The organism is Syntrophaceticus schinkii, assembly GCF_000946815.1.
Classification (GTDB): domain Bacteria; phylum Bacillota; class DSM-12270; order Thermacetogeniales; family Thermacetogeniaceae; genus Syntrophaceticus; species Syntrophaceticus schinkii.
This window is the reverse complement of record NZ_CDRZ01000156.1, coordinates 1-1,649: the sequence shown is the minus strand read 5'-3', so window position 1 is coordinate 1,649 and position 1,649 is coordinate 1. Positions and strand designations below refer to the sequence as shown.

2 protein-coding genes are annotated in these 1,649 nt (G+C 38.9%); both read left to right on the top strand.

Annotated features, from left to right (window positions below):
* The first annotated feature begins 62 nt into the window (after positions 1-62).
* Positions 63-1,073, top strand: coding sequence for an ABC transporter permease (locus SSCH_RS06635; RefSeq protein WP_044664784.1), 1,011 nt, complete (start codon positions 63-65; stop codon positions 1,071-1,073).
* Between the two features lie 42 nt (positions 1,074-1,115).
* Positions 1,116-1,310, top strand: coding sequence for a hypothetical protein (locus SSCH_RS06630; RefSeq protein WP_044664783.1), 195 nt, complete (start codon positions 1,116-1,118; stop codon positions 1,308-1,310).
* Positions 1,311-1,649 lie beyond the last annotated feature (339 nt).

Here is a 1,649-nt window from a genome sequence, read left to right as displayed (position 1 = left end):
TCTAGGGGATTTTTTCCTTTGAAGGGGATACGAAGGATGAAGTAATAATTAGAAATACTGTATTGGGGCTGTCAGATAGAGATTTAGTATATTTGGCTAGAATATTTAAAACACTGCAGGGCGAAGAAATAGATACAAGCCTGATGAAGGATGAGCCTGCAGCGGTAGTTTATATTCCCAAGACAAAAGGGAATGGAGTCCCCTATGATGCAAAAGCAAAAGGCAAGTATGCGCCTGTGCTGAATCTAAGGACCGGCGATAAGATCAAGCTGGCTGTTCCCAAAGAGGGATATGCTGAAGGTATTGATAATAAAGAGCTTTTAAAAGGACATGAAAAATATAGCCCGCATTATCTAGAAAAAGAGTTTACAATCATAGGAGTAGTTGATGAACTGCCGTATCAAGAGTTCACTGCAGCAGGGACGGAATTAGCACCATATGTATATCTATCGGAAAATATGTTTGAAGAGCTGTCAGGAATAGATACTCATCGGGTAGTTCAAATTAATTTAAAAGAAAATGCCAGTGATCAAGACTATGAAGTTGTCAAGGAAAGAGCTCAGAAGCTGTCAAACCTTTTTAAAGGAACTTTACTGGCAGATTACTATAAAGTTAACAAAGAAGATGGTAAATCTGCTGTAACTGCGGATTTCATACAAAACTCCATAGCTGTTATTTTGATTCTGATCAGCAGGTTTAGTATTTATAACAATATAAATTACAACTTAATATCCAGAATAAGGGAGCACGGCATTATGAAGGCCATCGGGCTGACCAAAAAACAGTTCAGGATGATGCTCAGGTCTGAAGGGCTCATGTACGGAACTATATCCGCTGTTTGCTCCTGTGTTGTTGCCCTGATAGTTGAATTAGGTTACTTTATGTATAAAGTGTATATATTTCCAGTGTATGTCTATGCTTGGCCAATACATGTCAAGCAGTTTTTTATAGATTGGAAATCTTTTTTAATCGTGATCTTTATCAATTTAGCCATCGGCTATCTTGCTACCATAGGGCCGAGAAGACAGGTAAATAAAATAGATATAACAGAGGCAATCAGGGCTGTTGAATAGAGAAAAGGATGTGATCAGGTTTTTAGATTTACGGTCGGAGTAATGGGCGGCGGGGAAGCGGCATCTTGGGAAACGGCGGATACATCGATAAGATTCTCCCGTTCATGTTGTACCCCAGAAGGTACTCCGGGGTGTGAATTATTGCGTTTTTCCGGCATTATTACTGAGGAAGATGCCCAAGCAATGAGTCAGGCGATTGAAGAAGGCTGTGAGCAGGTAGATACAGATGAGTGGTAGCTTTCTTTTAGACACCAATATTGTAATTGCTCTCTTTGGCGGTGATGCTTTAGTTACCTGGATTCCCGGAAAATTATACCTATGAGTCTCTTAATCCGCATGATACAAGAGATTTCAAAAGTTTTTTATTCCTCATAGGTATAAATTATTATACCTATGAGGAGCAAGAAATGCAGTGTTTATAGATGTTTCAAGCACATAGGTATAAAAACGCGGGAATTCAAGGATAAAAAGGCAAGGGAAAGGTAAGGAAGACATAAGTGGAATACCGGTTGATAGTTCCTAGATTACCAGTATAACGCAATAAAAAGATTCCAATAAATAAACCCGAATCCAATG